Annotated in this window: 15 protein-coding genes; 9 read left to right on the forward strand and 6 right to left on the reverse strand. The window is 66.4% G+C overall.

The window, feature by feature from the left end:
* Positions 1-102: 102 nt before the first annotated feature.
* From dalD to mutL, 3 genes are all read right to left on the reverse strand, one after another.
* Positions 103-1,512, reverse strand: coding sequence for a D-arabinitol 4-dehydrogenase (gene dalD, locus V8683_RS08475; RefSeq protein ID WP_411188594.1), 1,410 nt, complete (start codon positions 1,510-1,512; stop codon positions 103-105).
* 333 nt (positions 1,513-1,845) lie between these two features.
* Positions 1,846-2,811 (reverse strand): tRNA (adenosine(37)-N6)-dimethylallyltransferase MiaA, encoded by a 966-nt coding sequence (miaA, locus tag V8683_RS08480; protein WP_411188595.1) that lies wholly within the window; start codon positions 2,809-2,811, stop codon positions 1,846-1,848.
* Complete coding sequence (gene mutL / locus V8683_RS08485; protein WP_411188596.1) at positions 2,808-4,946, reverse strand: DNA mismatch repair endonuclease MutL; 2,139 nt, start codon at positions 4,944-4,946, stop codon at positions 2,808-2,810. Before mutL ends, miaA begins: the two co-directional genes overlap by 4 nt.
* Before the next feature lie 158 nt (positions 4,947-5,104).
* On the opposite strand from mutL, the gene V8683_RS08490 reads away from it, so the two are divergent.
* On the forward strand, positions 5,105-5,794 hold the full coding sequence (locus V8683_RS08490; RefSeq protein ID WP_411188597.1) for a DedA family protein: 690 nt from the start codon (positions 5,105-5,107) through the stop codon (positions 5,792-5,794).
* A gap of 132 nt (positions 5,795-5,926) precedes the next feature.
* Here the strand turns inward: V8683_RS08490 and V8683_RS08495 are convergent, their stop codons facing one another.
* Entirely contained in the window at positions 5,927-6,742 is an 816-nt protein-coding gene (locus tag V8683_RS08495; protein WP_411188598.1) for a mechanosensitive ion channel family protein, read from the reverse strand.
* Between the two features lie 271 nt (positions 6,743-7,013).
* On the opposite strand from V8683_RS08495, the gene V8683_RS08500 reads away from it, so the two are divergent.
* Positions 7,014-7,682, forward strand: coding sequence for a ParB-like protein (locus tag V8683_RS08500; protein ID WP_411188599.1), 669 nt, complete (start codon positions 7,014-7,016; stop codon positions 7,680-7,682).
* A gap of 30 nt (positions 7,683-7,712) precedes the next feature.
* Here the strand turns inward: V8683_RS08500 and V8683_RS08505 are convergent, their stop codons facing one another.
* Together V8683_RS08505 and V8683_RS08510 are read right to left on the reverse strand one after the other, a co-directional pair.
* Positions 7,713-8,096 (reverse strand): hypothetical protein, encoded by a 384-nt coding sequence (locus V8683_RS08505; RefSeq protein ID WP_411188600.1) that lies wholly within the window; start codon positions 8,094-8,096, stop codon positions 7,713-7,715.
* 213 nt (positions 8,097-8,309) lie between these two features.
* The gene (locus V8683_RS08510; protein WP_411188601.1) at positions 8,310-9,227 is read right to left on the reverse strand and encodes a LysR family transcriptional regulator; all 918 of its coding nucleotides are present in this window, start codon (positions 9,225-9,227) and stop codon (positions 8,310-8,312) included.
* A 108-nt stretch (positions 9,228-9,335) separates the two neighbouring features.
* Between V8683_RS08510 and V8683_RS08515 the strand changes: the two genes are divergently transcribed.
* The 7 genes from V8683_RS08515 (at position 9,336) to V8683_RS08545 (ending at position 15,786) form a co-directional block, all read left to right on the forward strand.
* A complete protein-coding gene (locus V8683_RS08515) occupies positions 9,336-9,899 on the forward strand; it encodes a cytochrome b (RefSeq protein ID WP_411188602.1) in 564 nt (187 codons plus the stop codon).
* A 30-nt stretch (positions 9,900-9,929) separates the two neighbouring features.
* The gene (locus tag V8683_RS08520; RefSeq protein ID WP_411188603.1) at positions 9,930-10,505 is read left to right on the forward strand and encodes a YceI family protein; all 576 of its coding nucleotides are present in this window, start codon (positions 9,930-9,932) and stop codon (positions 10,503-10,505) included.
* A gap of 116 nt (positions 10,506-10,621) precedes the next feature.
* Positions 10,622-11,203: a YceI family protein gene (locus V8683_RS08525; protein ID WP_027794221.1), complete on the forward strand. Its 582-nt coding sequence runs from the start codon at positions 10,622-10,624 to the stop codon at positions 11,201-11,203.
* 298 nt (positions 11,204-11,501) lie between these two features.
* Entirely contained in the window at positions 11,502-12,476 is a 975-nt protein-coding gene (locus V8683_RS08530; protein ID WP_411188604.1) for a PhnD/SsuA/transferrin family substrate-binding protein, read from the forward strand.
* 15 nt (positions 12,477-12,491) lie between these two features.
* Positions 12,492-13,517, forward strand: coding sequence for an amidohydrolase family protein (locus tag V8683_RS08535; protein ID WP_411188605.1), 1,026 nt, complete (start codon positions 12,492-12,494; stop codon positions 13,515-13,517).
* Positions 13,518-13,562: 45 nt separating this feature from the next.
* Positions 13,563-14,414: an amidohydrolase family protein gene (locus V8683_RS08540; protein ID WP_411188606.1), complete on the forward strand. Its 852-nt coding sequence runs from the start codon at positions 13,563-13,565 to the stop codon at positions 14,412-14,414.
* Between the two features lie 91 nt (positions 14,415-14,505).
* Complete coding sequence (locus tag V8683_RS08545; RefSeq protein ID WP_411188607.1) at positions 14,506-15,786, forward strand: MFS transporter; 1,281 nt, start codon at positions 14,506-14,508, stop codon at positions 15,784-15,786.
* The last annotated feature ends 73 nt before the right edge of the window (positions 15,787-15,859 follow it).

Here is a 15,859-nt window from a genome sequence, read left to right on the forward strand (position 1 = left end):
GCTACTTTAGCCGCGCGGGCGCTGCGACGCCATGCGTGGCGCCCCGATACCGGGGCGATGGCGAGGCGACGGCCGCACCGTCGCCTCCTTGACGCCATCTCTTTACGTCGCGGCGAAGCCGCGTGCCGCAAGCCAGCCGTCGACGCGCCCGAGGGCGCCGCGCACCGCGTCGACGAGCGCGGGTGTGTCCGCGAGTTTGCCCCACAGCAGCTTGTCGGCGCAGAACGCCGCGAGCGGATCGGCGGCTTCGAACAGGCGGTGCGTAGCCGCCTCGTCCATCACGCCGTCCTGGTAGCGGTACGGCAGCTTGCCCTCGTGCCAGCGCTGGAGAAAGCGCAGGAAGAGCGCGGGCAGCATGGCCGTGGCGGCGGGCGTCGCGCCCGCGGCGATGCGCTGGGCGAGCGTCGGCGCGATAAAGCCGGGGATCTTCGAAAAGCCGTCGGCGGCCACGCGCTGGTTCGTGTCCTGGATATACGGATTGCTGAAGCGATCGAGCACGACGTCGCGATACTTCGCGAGATCGAGCGGGCTCGGAGTGAGGCACGGGATCACGTCCTCGCTCACGTATTCGCGGGCGAAGGTGCGGATGTCTGTGTCGTTCGTGCCTTCGTGGATGTAGTCGAGGCCGATCAGCGTGCCCGCCCAGGCGATGCAGCTGTGCGTGGCGTTGAGGATGCGGATCTTGGCTTCCTCGTAGGGCATGACCGATTCCACGAGCTCCGCGCCCGCGCGCTCCCATGCGGGGCGTCCCGCGCAGAAGTGATCCTCGATCACCCACTGGATGAACGATTCGCCCATCACGGGGCAGGCGTCGTCGAAGCCGGTCGCCGCCTTCACGCGCTCGCGCACGTCGGGCGTGGGTCGCGGCGTGATGCGATCCACCATCGAGTCGGGGCAGGTCGTGTTCGCATCGAACCAGGCGAGCAATTCCGTCGCGCCGCGCAGTGCGAGGAATTCGCGCATGCCCGCATGAAAGCGCTTGCCGTTGCTGCGCAGGTTGTCGCAGGTTTGCAGCGTGACCGGGCCGCCGTTGCGCGCGCGACGCGCTTCGAGAATGGCCGCGAGCGCGCCGTAGATCGTCGTGCGCGCGCCGCCCAGGTCGGCGGCGAGGTCGGGGTTCGCGGTGTCGAGGCGGTCGTGCTCGTCGAGATAGTAGCCGCCTTCCGTCACGGTGAACGAGATGATCTTGCAGGCCGGGTCGGCGCCCGCCTCGACGAGGCCGGCGAGATCGGCGGACCACGGCAGCACGCGCGTGATCGAGCGGATCGTCTCGTAGCTGCGCTCGCCTTGCGGCGTTACCGTTTCCAGCGTGTAGACGCCCTGCTGTGCGGCGAGGGCGTCGAGCACGGCATTCATATCGGAGCGGATGTTGCCGACGGTGAGCGACCACGGTGTTTCGCCGGGCGTGCGCGTGAGGTTTACACGGTGCAGGTACCACGCCTGATGCGCGCGGTGAAACGAGCCGGCACCGATGTGCAGGATGACGTTTTCGCCGCTGCGTTCGCTGTTCATGTATGTCTCCTTCCGACAAAGCCGGAATGCAGGATTGCGCGCCTCGCGTGCGCGTCTGTCCAGGTGCCGGGATCGGGGTGGCCAGTTCGATAGAGCAATTGCTCTTGTAATGAACGAATGATCGTATTGGGTCCGTCGAAAGTCAAGACGGCCGCGGTGGGTTTATGTGGCGCGCTGCGGCGTGCAGGCGCTCGCGAAAGTCCGGTGAGCGGGCGTTCGGCGGGCGTTTGCGCGGTTGCTGTGGCGCACAAGAGCTAAGGAAGGGATGGCCCGGTCATGGACCGCAGTACGGCTCGCGGCGCGACGTGGCGTGCGGAGATGCGGCTGGCGTTCTCAGCCGCCGATGCGTTCCACTGCCGCCAGCGCTTGCGCGGTGGCATCCGCCGCGCAGCAGTCGACGACGATGCGCTCCGGCATCGCGCGCAGCCACGTGAGCTGGCGCTTGCAAAGCTGGCGTGTGGCGAACACGCCCTTGTCGCGCATGGTGGCGTAGTCCGTGAAGCCGTCGAGGTATTCCCAGGCCTGGCGGTAACCCACGCAGCGCATCGAAGGCAGGTTCGCGTTCAGGTCGCCGCGCGCGCGCAGCGCCTTGACCTCGTCGACGAGGCCCGCTGCCAGCATCGCATCGAAGCGCTGCGCGATGCGCGCGTGCAGCACGCCGCGATCGGACGGCTCCAGCGCGACGGGCACGAAGCGGTAACGCGCCGCGTCGTCGGCGGGAGCGGCGGGCGCCGCCAGCAGCGCCGACATCGGCCGGCCCGTCAGCATGAAAATCTCGAGCGCGCGCTGGATGCGCTGCGAATCGTTCGGCGCGAGGCGCGCCGCCGTTGCCGGATCGACGCCGGCGAGGCGCGCATGCAGGGCAGGCCAACCCTCGCGGGCGGCATCGGCGTCCAGCGCCGCGCGGACCTCGGGGTCGGCGGTGGGCAGATCGTTCAGGCCCTGCGTGAGCGCGCGGTAATAGAGCATCGTGCCGCCCACCAGCAGCGGCACGTTTCCGCGCGCGGCGATTTCGCCCGTCACGCGCAGCGCGTCGGCGCGAAAGCTCGCGGCGGAGTAGGCGTCGGCGGGATCGACGATATCGATGAGGTGATGAACCGCCGCCGCGCGCTCTCCGGCCGAGGGCTTTGCCGTGCCGATGTCCATGTCGCGATAGACGAGCGCCGAATCGACGCTGACGATCTCGACCTCGCGCCCGCGCGCCGCAGCGTGGGCGGCGTAGGCGAGCGCGGCGGCCGTCTTGCCCGAGGCGGTTGGGCCGAGCAGACACGCAACCGGCAACTGCGTGGCGCTGCTCATTGACCGCGCATGAACAGGCGATCGAGATCGCCGAGCGTAAGCTGGTACCAGGTGGGCCGGCCGTGATTGCACTGGTCGGCGCGTTCGGTGGCTTCCATCTGGCGCAGGAGCGCGTTCATTTCGTCGAGCGTGAGGCGCCGGTTCGCGCGCACCGCGTGGTGGCAGGCGAGGGTGCCCAGCATTTCGTGCTGGCGCTCGGTCAGCACGCGCGAGCCGCCGTAGGCATGCAGATCCGCGAGCACCGCGCGCGCGAGCGCGGGCAGGTCGGCGTCCTTGAGCAGCGCCGGCACTGCGCGGATCGCAATCGAGGTGGGCGAGAGCACGGCGAGGTCGAAGCCCAGCGCTTCGAGCGTCGCCTTTTCTTCTTCGACGGCGCCCGTTTCCACGGGGTCGGCGACCATCGAAAGCGGAATCAGAAGCGGCTGCACGGCAAGCGAGCGTTCGGCGAGCGCCTGCTTGAACTGCTCGTAGAGAATGCGCTCGTGCGCGGCGTGCATGTCGACGATCACGAGACCGCGCGCGTTCTGCGCGAGCACATAGATGCCGTGGACCTGGCCGAGCGCGAAACCGAGCGGATGGTCGTCGTTCGCGTCGAAGGCGGGCGGCGCGGCGCGCGATGCGGTTTCGGCGGCGCCGTCTTCCGCCTGCAGCAGCGTCGAGCCTTGCGCCGTGCCGGCGCCCACGTCCTTGCGGCCGAAGAGGGCGTCGTAGAGCGCGAGCGGCTGCGCGACGGGCAGCGAGCCCTGGGTCATGCGCGACTGGCGCAGCCAGGTGTTGCCGGAGCCGCTGCCCGAACTGCTGGCGCCGCCGGTCTTGAAACCGGAGCCGCTGCTCGATCCACCCCCTGCACCGCCGAAACCGCCGCTTGATCCCGAGCCGCCGAAGCTGCTGGCCACGCGCGCGGTGCCGAATCCACCCGGGCCGCCCTCCGTGCCGGAAGACACTCCCGCCGACGTGCCGAATACTCCCGCGCCCGGCGCGGGCCGCGGCTCGATGAGCGCGGCATGGCCACCCGAGGTGGTTTCGGGCGACGCCCCGGCGTGCCGCGCAAGCGCGCGCTGCACGGCATGAAACACGAACTGGTGGATCGAGCGCGAGTCGCGGAAACGCACTTCGATCTTCGACGGATGCACGTTCACGTCGACGGCCTCGGGCGGCAGGTCGAGGAACAGCACATACGACGGATAGCGGTCGCCATGCAGCACGTCCTCGTACGCGGCGCGCACGGCGTGCGTGAGCAGCTTGTCGCGCACGAAACGGCCGTTGACGAAGAAGTATTGCTGGTCGGCGCGATTGCGGCTCGCGGTCGGCAGGCCGGCGCAGCCGTACACGGCGAGCGGCCCGGCGCGCTCGTCGAGCGGCAGGTGCGCGGTGGCGAAGGTTTCGCCGAGGATCTTCGAGACGCGCGTGGCCGGATCGCTCGCATTCCAGTGCTCGACGGCGCGGCCGTTGTGCAGCACGGAGATCGCGACGTCGGGCCGCGCGAGCGCGCTGCGGCGGATCATTTCGAGGCAATGCCCGAGTTCCGTCTGCTCGCTCTTCAGAAACTTGCGGCGCGCGGGCGTGTTGAAGTACAGCTCGCGCACTTCGATGGTCGTTCCCTGGCCGCCCGCGGCGGGCGAGAGCGTGCCCGTGTTCGCATCGATCTTGACGGCGTGCGGGGCGTCGGCCGGGCGGCTCGTGATCGACATCTCGGCGACCGAAGCGATCGAAGCGAGCGCTTCGCCGCGGAACCCGAGCGTCGCGACGCTTTCGAGTTCGGCGAGCGAGCGGATCTTGCTCGTGGCATGGCGCATCAGCGCGAGCGGCAGTTCGCGCTCGGGAATGCCGTAGCCGTCGTCGGCGATGGAGATGCGCTTGACGCCGCCCTCGTCGAGCAGGATGCGCAGCGTGGCGGCGCCCGCGTCGAGCGCGTTCTCCAGCAGTTCCTTGACGACCGAGGCCGGCCGCTCGACCACCTCGCCCGCGGCGATCTGGCTGATGAGCTGGTCGGGCAGCGGCTGGATCGCGCGCACGGGCTGCATGGCGCGGTGCGCCGCATCGCCGGCGTGCCCGGACCCGGCAGCGGCCGCGGATGCGTCGCCGGCGGGGTCAATCGGACCGGCGGAGTCGGTGGGATCGGAAAACGAAGACATGCGCGCAATTATAGCGATTCGGGCTGTGTGGCCTGCACCACCTTTCGCAGATGAATCCTGAAGTTCGTTCCCCGGGATTTTGCGTGACGCTGGGGCACTTTCGGTATGATGGCGCGGTCAATTTGCCTTCTCGCCCATTCGCTCAATAAGGGACACCTTTGGACACGCTGCTGCAGTTCGCCAATCTTGTCTTGCACATCGACAAGTTTCTCGGGGTCTTCATTCAACAGTACGGGGCCTGGGTCTACGCCGTCCTGTTCCTGATCGTGTTCTGCGAGACGGGTCTCGTGGTCCTGCCGTTCCTGCCGGGCGATTCGCTGCTCTTCATCGGCGGCGCGTTCGCGGCGACGCACGCGATGGACCTCGGCGCGCTGATCGCGCTGATCGTGGTGGCTGCGGTGACGGGCAACACCGTCAACTATCTGATTGGCCGCGCAATCGGGCCAGCCGTGTTCAATACGCGAATCCCCGTGCTCGAACGCTTCCTCGACCGCGCCGCGCTGCAAAAGACCCACGACTTCTATGCGCGCCACGGCGGCAAGACCATCGTGCTTGCCCGCTTCATTCCGGTCGTGCGCACGTTCGCGCCGTTCGTCGCGGGCGTTTCGCAGATGAGCGCGCAGCGCTTCCAGCTCTTCAATATCGTCGGCGCGCTGCTGTGGGTGCTGCTGCTCGTGCTGCTCGGCTACTTCTTCGGCAACATTCCGTTCATTCGCCAGTACCTGAACGTCATCGTACTCGTGGGCATTGGCGCCGCGATCGTGCCGGTGGTGATCGGCGGAGTGTGGAAGATGATGCGCAAGGAAACGCACGACGAAAGCGTGGGCCGTCCCAACGGCAATCGCTGATTCCCCCCGCGGCCCGTGCGGCCGCGTACGGATGCAAAAACGGCATCGCCAGTTCACTGGCGATGCCGTTTCCCTTTGGCCGGTACCGGTCGCGCGATCCGGCGCTTCGGCGCCGCGCGGCGGCCGCTGCCGCTAGCCGCCCACGCGGCGGATGAGGGCGGGCGTCTCCGGCGTCGGATAGCCGGCTGCCCTGAAAGTTTCGACGATCGTGCGGTTCGTGTCGAAATACACCTGCCAGTAGTTCGCGTTGCTGGTGTAGGGCCGCACGCACAGGAGCGGCCCTTCGGGCGTGAACGAGAGCACTTCGACGTCCGGCGCGGGCTCCGTGGCCACGTTGGGGATCTTCGCGATGGCCTCGCGCAGGCGCTTCGCCGCGTCGAGCGGATCGACGCCGTTGGCGATCTTCGCGGTCAGCTCGACGCGCCGCACGGGCGTGGCGCTGTAGTTCGAGATGGTGTCCGAAAAGATCTTGTTGTTGCCGACGATGTTGACCACGTTGTCGGGCGAGATGATGGTCGTGCCGAAGATGCCGAGCTCCTTGATGGTGCCCGTCACGCCGCCTGCCGTGACGAAGTCGCCCACCTTGAACGGCCGCAGCACCTGCATGAACACGCCCGCCGCGAAATGCGCGAGCAGGCCGCCCCAGGCCGTGCCGATGGCGAGGCCGAGGCCCGCGAGCAGCGCCGCGAACGAAGTGGTCTGCACGCCGAACACCTGGAGGATCGCGAGAACCAGCAGCAGGTTCAGCACGGCGGCGAGGATCGAGCTGAGGTAGTGCGCCAGCGTGGGGTCGATGCGCTCGTTGCGGGCGAGCACCTTGCGCAGGAGGCCCGCGATCAGGTTGATGGCCCAGCGTCCGACGATCCACAGCACGATCGCCGCAACGACCTTGGTCCCGAAGTCGATACCCCGGGTCATGATGAATGTGCGGATGGTTTCGAGATCCACGATGCCCTCGCTTGAGTCGGTGATTGAGTCGGTTTGATTCGAGGAATTCTGCCGATACGACCGGGGGGCGAAGCTGGCGGGGCGCAGGATGGCGGTCCGTGCGGCCCGTCCCTCGTTGGTCGCGCTTGTCACCGCGCTTGTCACCATGTTTGTCACCGCATTTGACGCCACATACCGTCACCCATGAAAACCATGGCCAAAGATGCGGCACGCATGGTCATTCGACGGTATCGTTTCGCCTGCGACATTCACGAGACTACGAGGCGCGACCATGATACTGCCGAACATCGATCTGCATTTGGTTACTGTGCAACTGGAAGAATTGAGGCCTACCCAGGTCACCGTCGGCTATCGCGAGGTGGACGCGAAGCGCAAACACTGGCTAGCGCTCGACAAGAAGAAGCGGACGGCCTCAATCGACTCGCACTGGTTTCCCGCGGTGCTGGGCCCGAAGGGGCGCTATTACGTGGTCGACCACCACCATCTGGGGCTCGCGTGGCTCAAGGAAGGCGTGGAGAGCGCCCGGGTCACGGTGATCAAGGACCTCTCGTGGCTGGAGCCCACGCTCTTCTGGCGCATGATGGAGCATAGCCAGTGGGTGCATCCGTTCGATGCCTCGGGCAACCGCTGCGACTATGAGGACCTGCCGAAGCAGCTGACCGGCCTCACCGACGATCCTTACCGGAGCCTCGCGGGCGAATTGCGCGTGGCGGGCGGCTTTGCGAAGGACACGGCGCCGTTCAGCGAATTCCTGTGGGCCGACTATCTGCGCCTGAAGATACCGGCCTCGCTCGTGCGCAAGGACTTCGACGCGGCGCTCGCGGACGCGCTGGCGCATGCGCACGATCCCCAGGCGCGCTTCCTGCCGGGCTGGTCGGGCGTGGTGCCCGCGAACGGCGCGGTCGCGCAGAATGCGCCGGGCAAGAGCAAGAAGGCATAAGAAAGCGCAAGGCAGTGCTGCCGCTGCGCGTCACATCGGCAGTGTGGACTGGCTGTAGGGCGAGGTTTCGATCGTGAGCGGGCCGCTCTGCGCCGTCCGGCGCGCCGCGTGCTGGCGGGCCGCGCGCGCTCCGGTCAGCGCCAGCACGGCAGCGAGCGCATAGGCGGCCGCGCGCCAGGGAAACGTCGCGCGCGGGTCGTACTGGCGCCAGTTGCCGCCCGCGTCGGCGAACACGAGGAAGGTGAGGGCGGCGTCGAACGCGAGGGCGATCGCCAGCAGCGCGAGGAAGAGCCCCGTGCCGTGCGCGGCGAGGCCGGGCCGCGCGCGCCGCGCGATCCAGCAGGCGGCGTGGACGAGGGCGAGCAGGACGAGATTCGAGAGCAGGCAGTCGATGAAATCGATGAAGTGGCTCATGACGGGTTCGGGCGATGCAATTAGGCGGCCCGGATCATGGCATGCGCGCGTGTCTCGATAAATCGCGCGGGCGGCGCGCAGCATGCCGCAAGCCCCCGGCGCGGGCCGCGGCGCACTATGCGGCGCGGCTTGCGAGGGTTTGTGAAGGATTGTCAGGCCGTCACAAACTGTTGCGGGGAGGTCGAACGCACGCGATACGCCGTGTCTGCCCGGTCAGCGCGCGTCGGGCGCCGGCATTTTCGGCGGCGTACCGTTCGTCAGGTAATGACCCAGCCACTGGCCCGCCGGACCTTGCGCCGTATCGGTGCGGTGGATCAGCGAGCTGTTGTAGTTCACCGAACGGCGATCCGCGAGGGCGATGCGCACGAGCCGCCCGGCGTCGAGATCGGCCTGCACGAGGTGCAGCGGCATCGACCCCCAGCCGAGGCCCGCGAGCAGCAGGCGGTGCTTCGCGCCCAGATCGCCCAGTTTCCATGCGCGGTTGCTGTAGACGCCGAAGTTCTGCCCTTCGGTCAGGCGGCTGCGGTCGGTGAGCACGAGCTGCGTGTGCTCGCGCGCGTCGGAAATCCGCACCGGCTGGCTCGCCGCAGCGAGCGGATGGCAGGGCGCCGCGACGAGCACTAGCTCGACCGTGCCGATCAGCTGCGCCTCGATGACATGCGGCCAGTTCTGGTTCGGCCCGCTGATGCCGAGCGCGCAGTCGCCGTCCAGCACGAGCTTGAGCACGCCGCCGAGCGCTTCCATGGTGAGATTGAGCGCGACCGTGGGAAAGGCCATGGCGAACGCCTGCAAGGCTTCGACGAGGCGCTCCGAGGGGAACATCACGTCCACGGCGAGCGAAACCTCGCCTTCGAGGCCGCGCTGCAGCCCGGCCGCCTTGGCGTTGAGCTGGCCCATCAGCAGATCGAGGCGGCGCGCGTCGGCGAGGATGGCCCGGCCCGCCGCGGTCAGCTCCGGCTTGCGCTTGCCGCGCTCGAACAGCGCGACGCCCAGAAGCGCCTCCAGATTGGCTATCGTATAACTAACCACCGACTGCGCGCGGTCGAGCTGCCGCGCCGCCGCGGAGAAGCTGCCGGCTTCGGCTACGGCAATCAACGCGCGCAATTGTTCGAGGCTGGGCGAGCGGTCCATGGTCGATCTATCGAAGAAATGGATGATAACGATCCATTTTAGGCGATTGTTTGCATAGGTTTCGCCCGGTAGAGTGCGTATCTCCTACCGACCGGATTCCGCCGTACGATGAACCGACCCGCTTCCCCCGCACGCCGCTATAGCGGTATCGCGATGCTGCTGCACTGGCTGATCGCCGCGCTGATCGTGTGGGGCTTCGCGCTCGGCTGGGTCATGACCGACATTCCGGGGATCACGCCCACCAAGCTGCGCTACTTCTCGTGGCACAAGTGGATCGGCGTGACGGTGCTCGCGCTCGTTCTCGTGCGCGTGCTCTGGCGCGCCACGCATGCCGCGCCGGCGCTGCCCACGTCCACGCGCGCCTGGGAGCGCGCCGCCGCGCATGCCGGCCATGCCGTGCTCTACGTGCTGATGCTCGCGATTCCGGTTACGGGCTATCTCTACAGCTCGGCGGCGGGTATTCAGGTGGTCTATCTCGGCATCTGGCCGCTGCCCACGCTGATCGGTCCCGACGACGCGCTCAAGCACGTCCTGCGCGCCGTTCATGTGACGCTCAACTACACGCTGCTCGCCGTCGTGGTGCTGCACGTGCTCGCGGTCGTCAAGCATCAGCTGCTCGACCGGCAGAACATCCTTGCGCGCATGCTGCCGTTCGGCACGCCGCGCGACTGAACCCAACGCTATTCAACCGAACCGACCGCCATGATCCAACGACTCGTCCGTGCCGTCTCCGTTGCCGCCTCGATTGCCGCGCTCACCGCGGGCGCGAGCTTTAGCGTCAACGCCGATGCCGCCGCCGAAAGTGCATCGGGCACCGTGACCGCCGTCTTCAAGCAGATGAACGTGCCGGTGGAAGGGCGCTTCAACAAGTTCAGCGCCGACGTGCATTTCGACCCGGCCAACGTCGGCGCCGCGAGCGCGAAGATCGACGTCGACGTCGCGAGCTTCGACATCGGCGCGCCCGAGTACAACAAGGAAGTGGCCGGCGACGAATGGTTCGACGCCGCGCACTTCCCGCACGCGACCTTCGTTTCCACGCAGATCAAGGCGGGCGCGAACGGCGCTTACTCGGTCGCGGGCAAGCTGACGATCAAGGGCAAGACCACGGACGTCGTCGTGCCCGTGCAGTTCCACAAGGACGGCGCGAACGAGGTGTTCGACGGCGCGCTGCCCATCAAGCGTCTTACGTACGGCATCGGCACGGGCGAGTGGAAGGACACGTCCGTGGTGGCCGACGACGTGCAGATCAAGTTTCATATCGTGGCGGCCGCGCACTGAGGCGCCCGTTGTTTGTTCCCGGTTGCTTTGTTAGCCGCGGGTTTTAGCCGCCTGCTTTTAGCCCAATCTCCGGCGCGTTTTGCGCCGATTCTTTCCTTGCCAGGATCCAGAAAACCATGAAGACCACGCTCATCGCGGCAGCCGCGCTTGCCGCTGCCCTCGCTACGCCCGCATTCGCCGCCGCGACCACCTATAACCTCGATCCGACGCATACCTATCCGAGCTTCGAGGCCGATCATTTCGGCGGCGTTTCGGTGTGGCGCGGCAAGTTCACGAAGACGACCGGCACCGTCGTGCTCGACCGCGAGGCGAAGACCGGCACGGTGGACGTGACCATCGACGCCTCGTCGATCGACACCGGCGACGCGGCGCTCGACAAGCACGTGCGCTCGGCCGAGTTCCTCAACACCGACCAGTTCCCGACGGCGACGTACAAGGGCACCTCGATCCGCTTCGACGGCGACAAGCCGGTGGAAGTGATCGGCACGTTCACGCTGCATGGCGTGACGAAGCCGCTGAACCTGACGATCGATTCGTTCAAGTGCTTCCAGAACCCGATGCTCAAGCGCGAGGTCTGCGGCGCCGACGCGAAGGCCGAATTCAACCGCGCGGACTACGGCGTGAACTGGGGCGAGACCTACGGCTTCAAGATGGCGACGACGCTGCAGATCCAGGTGGAAGGCGTCAAGGCGGACTGATCGCCGGCGCCCCCGGGCGAGGTTGCTCCGGCCGCGTTCCGATGTTGGTTCGATACGAGCCCGTGCACGTGAGGTGCACGGGTTTTTTTTGTCCTGGCTTTGTCCAGTTACCGCACGGTTCGGGCACGCGGCGCCTGACAAAAGTGCCGGCGAGCGCTCAACAAAAGTGCCAGTGAATCTGAATTTTGTATAGGGACGCCCCAACGCTCCTCGAATATCGTACTCCCCAGACAAGCTACGTTCGTCGCTGGAGCCCTCGGGCCCGGCGCCGGCGTCGATACATCCACTGGAGAAGAGGTTGATGAGGAAAGTCCCGCTCAAGATCGCAATCGCTGAGCATCCGCATACGTCGGCCATTCGCAATGGCAGCATCCCCATCGAGGGGGTGGACGCCGAGTTCATTACCGTCCAGCCGCAGATCGGCGCGTTTCGCCGCATGGTGCGCGACGTCGAGTTCGACGTCTGCGAACTGGCGCCGACGACCTACATCATCGCGCGCGCCTACGGGGCGCCGTTCGTCGCACTGCCGATCTTCGTGGTGCGGCGTTTTCACCATGGCGGGCTGCTGGTTCGCCCGGACGCGGGCATCAAGACGCCCAAGGATCTCGAAGGCAAGAAAGTAGGCGTGCGTGCCTACTCGGTCACGACGGGCGTGTGGACGCGCCAGGTGCTGATCGACGAATTCGGGCTCGATTCGTCGAAGGTGATCTGGGTGGTCGACGACGAGGAGCACGTTACCCAGCTCAAGCTGCCGGCTAACGTGGTTCACGCGCCGCAGGGCAGCTCGCTCGCGGAAATGATGGTGAGCGGCGAATTGTCGGCGGGTTTCGCCGCCGCCGCGGGCATTGGCCGCACCGGCGCGCCCACGGGCGGCTGGAAGGAAGTGGAAGCCGATTATCCCGACCTGCTGCCCAACGCGGCTGAACTGGAGGCCGACTACTACGCGCGCACCGGCGTGTACCCGATGCACGGGACCATCGTCGTGAAGGATTCGGTGCTTGCCGAACATCCGTGGATCGCGAAGTCGATCTACGACGCCTTCGCGCAGGCCAAGAAGGAATGGCTGGCCCGTCTCGATGCGGGAGAGGCCACGAGCGCCGGCGACAAGAAATACCTGGAACTCCGCAAGATCGTGGGCCACGATCCGCTGCCGTATGGCCTGCAGGAGAACCTCAAGACGATCGAGGCGCTGGAAGCCACGGCGTTCAAGCAAGGCCTCACGCCGCGCCGCATGTCGATCGGCGAGCTGTTCGTCGATCCGCTGGCGCGCTGATCGGAAGGAGACACCATGATTATCGATTGCCACGGCCATTTCACGACCGTTCCCGCTTCGTTTCGCGACTGGCGTGCGAAGCAGGTCGCCTGCGCTAACGACCCGGTCAACGCGCCGTCGCGCGAGGGCGCCTGGGTGAGCGACGACCAGATCCGCGAAGCCATCGGCAACGGGCAGCTCAAGCTGCAGCGCGAGCGCGGCAGCGACCTCACGCTCTTTTCGCCGATTGCCGGCCTGATGAGCCACCATCTGGGCAACGAGCGCACGAGCCTCGAGTGGGCCGAAATTTCCAACGACCTCGTGTATCGCGTCACGGAACTCTTTCCGGAGAACTTCGCGCCGGTCTGCCAGTTGCCGCAATCGCCGGGCGCGGCGCCTGCGAACAGCATTGCCGAGTTGCGCCGCTGCGTGGAGCAACTGGGCTTCGTGGGCTGCAACCTGAACCCCGACCCGACCGGCGGCTACTGGACCGGCAAGCCGATGACCGATCGCGAGTGGTATCCGCTCTACGAAGCCCTCGTCGATCTGGACGTGCCGGCAATGATCCACGTGGCGGCCTCGTGCAACCCGTGCTTTCACGGCACCGGCGCTCACTATCTGAATGCCGATACCTCCGTGTTCATGCAGATCCTGCAGTCGGATCTGTTCAAGGACTTCCCGACGCTGCGCCTCGTGATTCCGCATGGCGGCGGCGCGGTGCCCTATCACTGGGGCCGCTATCGCGGCATGTCACTCGAAATGCGCGAACGCCCGCTGGAAGGACTGCTGAACAATATCTTCTTCGACTCGTGCGTTTATCACCAGCCGGGCGTCGAGCTGCTGACCAAGGTCATTCCCGCCGACAACGTGCTGTTCGGCTCGGAAATGATCGGTGCGGTGCGCGGCAAGGATCCGAAGACGGGCCATTACTTCGACGACACGAAGCGCTACATCGACGCGTGCCCCGCGCTGACCGACGACGATCGCTACAAGATCTACGAAGGCAACGCCCGGCGGGTCTATCCGCGGCTCGATGCGCGCCTGAAGGCGCGCGGCAACTAAAGACCGGCGCGAGCCGCATGCAATCAGAGAAGGACAGAGGCACTCATGGCTTCTTCAATCGTCGATATTCACCCGCACATCATTTCGGATGACGAACTCCGTTATCCACCGGCACCGCTGTTCGGCAAGCGTTCGGAGTGGTCGAAGGAGCGTCCGACCACGGTCGAGACGCTGATCGCGGCCATGGACGAGGCGGGCGTTGCGAAGGCGGCCGTGGTTCATTCGTCGACCACCTATGGCTTCGACAACAGTTATGTCGTAGACGGCTGCAATCAGTACAAGGACCGGCTCGTGGCCGTCGGCTCCGTGGACATGCTGGCCGACGACGTGCCGGCGGTGATCAAGGGCTGGGCCGACAAGGGCCTCGCGGGCCTGCGTATCTTCACCGGCGGCTCGACGAAGGACTTCGATCCGAGCGAGCTCGACAACCCGAAGTCGTTCAAGGCGTGGGAGATGTTGGCGGAACTCGGGCTGCCCATGTGCATCCAGACCGGCCCGATCGGCTTGCCCCAGGTGCGCATGCTGGCCGAGAAGTTTCCCACCGTGAACATCGTCCTCGACCACCTCGGCCGCCCGGACGTGCTCGACGGCCCGCCCTACGCCCATGCAGCCGGTCTGTTCGCGCTGGCCGATCTGCCGAATATTTATCTGAAGCTCACGCCGCGCATTTTCGGCGACGTGACGAAGGAAAAGGCCAGCGCCGGGACGTTCTTTCCGCGCGTGGTCGAAGCCTTCGGTGCAAAGCGCATGGCGTGGGGCTCGAATTTCCCGACATCTCCGGGGACGCTCGGCGAAATTCTCGCCACGGCTCAGGCAGGTCTGCAGAGCCTCGGCGACGAAGACCGCGAGTGGATTTTCGGCAGGACAGCGAAGCAGCTTTACCCGGCACTCGCCTGAGGTTGCATCGCGGCGGAGCAGTCCACCCAGGGCGCGAGCGCGTCATGGGTGACCAGGCAACAGCGTAGTTCGAACCCGAAAGAAGAAGCAAATGGAGACAGGCAAATCACAGCGACGCGGGAATGTGGGCCATTGGAGCATTCTTGCGCTCCTCGCCATCGGGGTGCTGATTTCCTTCATTGATCGCACCAGCATTTCCTCGACGCTGGCGGACGCGGATTTCATCCGGCATTTTGCGTTGACGGATATCGACCGCGGCTGGATCAACGCCGCCTTCTTCTGGTCGTATGGCGTGTTCCAGGTGCCCATGGGCTGGGTGGCGGACCGCTATGGCGTGAAATGGCCCTACGCGATCTGCTTCGTGCTCTGGTGTATTGCGACCACGTTGATGGGAGCCGTCACCGCGCTCGAAAGCATCGTCGTCCTGCGCCTCGTGATCGGCATGGCCGAAGCGATCGTGATTCCCGCGAGCTATCGCTGGATCCGCAACAACTTCGACGAAAGCCGCAATGGTCTCGCCGTCGGCCTGCTGGCCATGGGCAACAAGTTCGGTCCGGCGATTGGCGCGCCGGTTGCAGCCTGGTTCATCGTCCACTATTCGTGGAAGGTCATGTTCGTTGCGACGGGCCTCGTCGGGTTGACCTGGCTGCTGCCCTGGCTGCTGCTCGTTCGCAGCGACCTGCCGTCGAAGGCGGAGCTGAAGCAGGCCGATCGCAGCGCCCGCTCGGTGACGCTCGTGAGCATTCTGACGAGCCCCGTGGTGTGGGGCGGAATGATCACGAACTTTTGCTACGGCTACTTCACGTTCTATTGCATGACGTGGATGCCCGCCTATCTGGTCGAACAGCGCGGCCTGTCGATCGGCGAATCGGGCATCTACACCTTCTTCAGCTTCGCCGGCATCGCGATCGTCGCGGCCGTGGCGGGGTGGGCGGCGGACCGGATCATTGCTGCGGGAGGCAACCCGATCCGCGTGCGCAAGGCGTTCACCATCGCCGGCTTCGTGGGGGGATGCACGGTGCTGTTCGGCGCCTATGCCAACTCGCTCGACGCGGCGCTGTTCTGGAACGTGCTCTCGCTCTCGCTGCTCGGCCTGACCACGGCGAACAACCTCGTGCTGTCGCGCCTGACCTTGATCCCGAAGCAGGCCATCGGTCTCGTCACCGGCGTGCAGCAGGTCGCCACGAGCCTCGCGGGCGGCGTGGCGGCGAGCCTCTCGGGCTGGCTGCTCCATCTGGGCGGCAGCTACGACCTGCCGATGAGGGTGATCCTCGTTTTCCTGCTGATTGGCGCCACGGCGACGGCGGTGCTGTTCCGCCCCGAATGGGCGCCCAGGGTCAGCGGCGCGCAAGGCTCGCTCAAGCAGGCCTAGACGCGCACGAACCGCGGTTTTGCAGGCGAATTCAACGCACACACACTCCCTGGCAACCGGCACGGCCGGTGGT

The organism is Paraburkholderia sp. AV2 (genome assembly GCF_054968425.1).

Bases quoted from the DNA above. Each gene is read 5' to 3' on its own strand.
- dalD (WP_411188594.1), bottom strand. From the start codon at position 1,512: ATGAACAGCGAACGCAGCGGCGAAAACGTCATCCTGCACATCGGTGCC.
- miaA (WP_411188595.1), bottom strand. From the start codon at position 2,811: ATGAGCAGCGCCACGCAGTTGCCGGTTGCGTGTCTGCTCGGCCCAACC.
- mutL (WP_411188596.1), bottom strand. From the start codon at position 4,946: ATGTCTTCGTTTTCCGATCCCACCGACTCCGCCGGTCCGATTGACCCC.
- V8683_RS08500 (WP_411188599.1), top strand. From the start codon at position 7,014: ATGATACTGCCGAACATCGATCTGCATTTGGTTACTGTGCAACTGGAA.
- V8683_RS08505 (WP_411188600.1), bottom strand. From the start codon at position 8,096: ATGAGCCACTTCATCGATTTCATCGACTGCCTGCTCTCGAATCTCGTC.
- V8683_RS08510 (WP_411188601.1), bottom strand. From the start codon at position 9,227: ATGGACCGCTCGCCCAGCCTCGAACAATTGCGCGCGTTGATTGCCGTA.
- V8683_RS08515 (WP_411188602.1), top strand. From the start codon at position 9,336: ATGAACCGACCCGCTTCCCCCGCACGCCGCTATAGCGGTATCGCGATG.
- V8683_RS08520 (WP_411188603.1), top strand. From the start codon at position 9,930: ATGATCCAACGACTCGTCCGTGCCGTCTCCGTTGCCGCCTCGATTGCC.
- V8683_RS08525 (WP_027794221.1), top strand. From the start codon at position 10,622: ATGAAGACCACGCTCATCGCGGCAGCCGCGCTTGCCGCTGCCCTCGCT.
- V8683_RS08535 (WP_411188605.1), top strand. From the start codon at position 12,492: ATGATTATCGATTGCCACGGCCATTTCACGACCGTTCCCGCTTCGTTT.
- V8683_RS08540 (WP_411188606.1), top strand. From the start codon at position 13,563: ATGGCTTCTTCAATCGTCGATATTCACCCGCACATCATTTCGGATGAC.
- V8683_RS08545 (WP_411188607.1), top strand. From the start codon at position 14,506: ATGGAGACAGGCAAATCACAGCGACGCGGGAATGTGGGCCATTGGAGC.